The sequence below is a fragment of the Pseudomonas sp. PS01300 genome, from assembly GCF_029960155.1.
GTDB classification, from domain to species: domain Bacteria; phylum Pseudomonadota; class Gammaproteobacteria; order Pseudomonadales; family Pseudomonadaceae; genus Aquipseudomonas; species Aquipseudomonas palmensis.
The window spans coordinates 1-3,607 of the sequence record NZ_JASCPN010000126.1; the positions used below are offsets into that span (position 1 = coordinate 1).

The 3,607-nt window shown below is 56.3% G+C and carries 4 protein-coding genes and 3 tRNA genes; all 7 read right to left on the reverse strand.

Annotation, left to right across the window (positions count from 1 at the left end; translation table 11 throughout):
• Nucleotides 1–736, reverse strand: a 736-nt coding sequence (locus QMX96_RS26480; protein WP_282362708.1) for an elongation factor Tu, incomplete at its 3' end; no start/stop codon positions are given.
• A gap of 85 nt (nucleotides 737–821) precedes the next feature.
• A tRNA-Thr gene (locus QMX96_RS26485) sits at nucleotides 822–897 on the reverse strand.
• A 26-nt stretch (nucleotides 898–923) separates the two neighbouring features.
• Nucleotides 924–997, reverse strand: a tRNA-Gly gene (locus tag QMX96_RS26490).
• Nucleotides 998–1,020: 23 nt separating this feature from the next.
• A tRNA-Tyr gene (locus tag QMX96_RS26495) sits at nucleotides 1,021–1,105 on the reverse strand.
• A 143-nt stretch (nucleotides 1,106–1,248) separates the two neighbouring features.
• Nucleotides 1,249–1,671: a hypothetical protein gene (locus QMX96_RS26500; RefSeq protein ID WP_043861942.1), complete on the reverse strand. Its 423-nt coding sequence runs from the start codon at nucleotides 1,669–1,671 to the stop codon at nucleotides 1,249–1,251.
• Between the two features lie 7 nt (nucleotides 1,672–1,678).
• Entirely contained in the window at nucleotides 1,679–2,425 is a 747-nt protein-coding gene (locus QMX96_RS26505; protein WP_043861943.1) for a pantothenate kinase, read from the reverse strand.
• Nucleotides 2,415–3,374, reverse strand: coding sequence for a bifunctional biotin--[acetyl-CoA-carboxylase] ligase/biotin operon repressor BirA (gene birA, locus QMX96_RS26510; RefSeq protein ID WP_043861944.1), 960 nt, complete (start codon nucleotides 3,372–3,374; stop codon nucleotides 2,415–2,417). Before birA ends, QMX96_RS26505 begins: the two co-directional genes overlap by 11 nt.
• Nucleotides 3,375–3,607 lie beyond the last annotated feature (233 nt).

Below are 3,607 nucleotides of genomic sequence, written 5' to 3' on the forward strand. Positions count from 1 at the left end.
GGGCGTCTTGAACGCGGACGATGCCACGCTCGATACGACCGGTAACAACGGTACCACGACCCGAGATCGAGAATACGTCTTCGATTGGCATCAGGAACGGCTTGTCGATAGCGCGCTCAGGCTCTGGAATGTAGCTATCCAGGGTTTCGACCAGACGCTTGACAGCGGTGGTGCCCATTTCGTTATCGTCTTTGCCTTCCAGCGCCATACGAGCCGAACCAATGATGATCGGGGTATCGTCGCCTGGGAAATCATAGGTGGACAGCAGGTCGCGAACTTCCATCTCGACCAGCTCCAGCAGCTCAGCGTCGTCTACCAGGTCAGCCTTGTTCAGGAAGACCACGATGTACGGAACGCCAACCTGACGGGACAGCAGGATGTGCTCACGGGTTTGCGGCATCGGACCATCAGCGGCCGAGCAAACCAGGATAGCGCCATCCATCTGAGCAGCACCGGTAATCATGTTTTTTACATAGTCGGCGTGACCCGGGCAGTCAACGTGCGCATAGTGACGAATGTTCGAGTCATACTCGACGTGCGCAGTATTGATGGTGATGCCACGTGCTTTTTCTTCCGGGGCGCTGTCGATCTTGTCGAAGTCAACCTTGGCAGAACCGAAAACCTCGGAGCAAACGCGAGTCAGCGCGGCGGTCAACGTCGTCTTACCATGGTCAACGTGACCAATGGTGCCGACGTTCACGTGCGGCTTGTTACGTTCGAACTTTTCCTTAGCCATCGAGACTGTCCCCCGGTAGAAGTAATAAGCAGATCAAACCGACCATTAAAACAAAGGCAGATATTTTCATATCTGCCTTGTCATATGGAGCTCTTGAGCGGATTTGAACCGCTGACCTCACCCTTACCAAGGGTGTGCTCTACCAACTGAGCTACAAGAGCGTAACACTGTGCAACAACAGCAAACCTGGAGCGGGTAGCGGGAATCGAACCCGCATCATCAGCTTGGAAGGCTGAGGTTCTACCACTAAACTATACCCGCGGAGCTTGCAGCTCTCGCTAAACTGGTGGAGGGAGAAGGATTCGAACCTTCGAAGTCGTAGACGTCAGATTTACAGTCTGATCCCTTTGGCCGCTCGGGAACCCCTCCAATGTGGCCGGCATTTTCTACTCTTGCCGTCCTGCTGTCAAGCTTTTTCTCATTAAAATCTTGAGGTTAGCTACTTTGACAACTGCTTCACTGCGTTACCACCTAGTGGTCATCGCTGTGGAGCGGGCGCCATTCTATGCAAACTATTCGATAGTTGCAACGCCTTCGCACAACATTATTTTATCTTTTAAGTCTTTGAAATCATGGGAAAGTCCGGCGAGCACCGTTGCGTCCAGCAAGCGACGGCTTTCAGGCGCTATCTGCAGCCACCACCCCTGACTGTCGGGCAGCCTCCCCACTACCTTGCGCGCCCGGATATCCAGGCTGATCAGACGCTGACGAAGGCTATTCAGTAGCTCGGGGCTAGCCAATGCCCCAAGGTAGAGACACTCATCGTCCTTCTGCGATGGCGCCTCGCGAGACTCGCTGAGTAGACGAATACCCTGCTGACTTCCCTTGTAGAGCGACAGCGATGTCACCTCTTTCGCCCTCAACGGTGCCTCCTGCTGGTGCCAGACGTAGTAGACGACATTGAGGACCAGCAATAACAGAAACAACCAGCGCATACACACCTCACTCCAGCGGACAGGCCATCGCCAGGCCTACGAACACCAGGTCGGGAACGATTCGGGCTTGCGGTACCACCTGGTGCAACAGGCCTGCGTCGCCACCGGTAATGAACAGGGTAAAATCCTCACCCCACAATGAGCGCGCCTGCTCGAGCTGAGTCAACACAAATCCATGCAGCATGAGCGTACAGCCGCGCTCTACCGCCTCGACGGTAGAGCGCCCAGGCTGCAGACTCGACAATGCACGCTCGGCGGACTCGTCGTCATAGCGGATACGCCGGGTATGGGTACGCAATTGATTGCGCATCAATGGCATGCCAGGGCAGATGAAACCTCCCAGGTGTTCCCCCTGCGCCGATACGAAATCCGATGTGACAGCAGTTCCCAGATCGATGACCACGCATGCCCTTCTGGCCAGATGGTACCCGCCGAGCAAAGCCAGCCACCGATCGAGCCCAAGACGCTCGTAATCGTCATAGCCATTGGTAACCCCGGCCAATGCAGTTGCCGAGCGCGCGCGCACTATCGACAGCCCGAACGCCTTCACCAGGGCATCACCAAGATGATCGGTCTCTTCTTCTGTACGTACACTGACCAGGCGGCAACGGGCCGGGGTATCGCCCGCAAGCGCCTCAACAGCCTCGATCAGCGCCTGGTTGGTATCGACGATGCCGCCACCAACAACCGATGCGTCGGTGCGGATAACCCGCCACTTGATAAAACTGTTACCGCAATCGAGCTCAAGAATCATCGCGCAACCTCAAACTGAGCTCACCACCACTAAAGCTCTTCTCAACACCTTCGACCTGAAGACGCAGCGCGCCCTGACGATCGATACCGAGCACAACGCCGTCGACCCTGGTGACGCCGGCTATCAACGATACTGCACACCCCTGCCACAGGTGCCCTTGCTCCCACTCCGCCTGCAAGTCGGTAAAACCCGACTGACGATGTCGCTCCAGGTAAACCTGCAGATTCTCATTGAGCAGCGCAACCAGCTGGTTGCGATCAACCTGCTGCCCTGTCTCGAGCCGGACGGATGTCCATGCCTGATCGACCTCGCTGTTGGTCTGCATATTCACGTTCACACCAATACCCAGCACCACATGACAGACATCAGCGGGATCCCCCACAAGCTCAAGAAGAATACCTGCGATCTTGCGACCGTTGGCCAGCACATCATTTGGCCACTTCAAGCCCGCAGCATTCACTCCGACGGACTGAAGGGTACGCATGACCGCCAAACCCACCACAAGGCTCAGGCCTTCCAGTTGCCGCATGCCACCGTCGATACGCAGCACCAGGCTGTAATAGAGATTCTGCGCAAAGGGGCTTGACCAGTTTCTGCCACGGCGACCGCGCCCTGCGCTCTGATGCTCAGCCAGAACCAGAAAGGGTGCCTGGCGACCGGCACTGATCGCGCGCAACGCTTCGGCATTTGTCGAGTCAATCTCTTCATGGATGTGCATTGGCCAGAGCCGGCCTGTACCGGCACTCTCGATGGCGCTGACGTCCAACAGCGACAAAGGCGCAGCCAGCCTGTAGCCCCGCCCTCGCACCTTGTACACCGGCAGACTCAATTCAGCCTCGAGATGCTGCAATTGCTTCCACACGGCGCTGCGGCTGATGCCCAGGGCAGCACCCAAGGCCTCGCCGGAATGGAATCGACCATCCTTGAGGAGTTTCAACAACTTCAGCATGCCAATCTCGACTCACAATGAGGCACGCATGATAGCTATGCGCTGAAGGATTGCATACCTGTTGTAGGACGCGTCCTTACGGAGAAATAGCTGCGTGATCGCAGCTTTTTCGGCCCACAAAGACAAAACCCCTACCTGCAGATGCAGATAGGGGTTTCGGAATTTAATCTTGACGATGACCTACTCTCACATGGGGAAACCCCACACTACCATCGGCGATGCATCGTTTCACT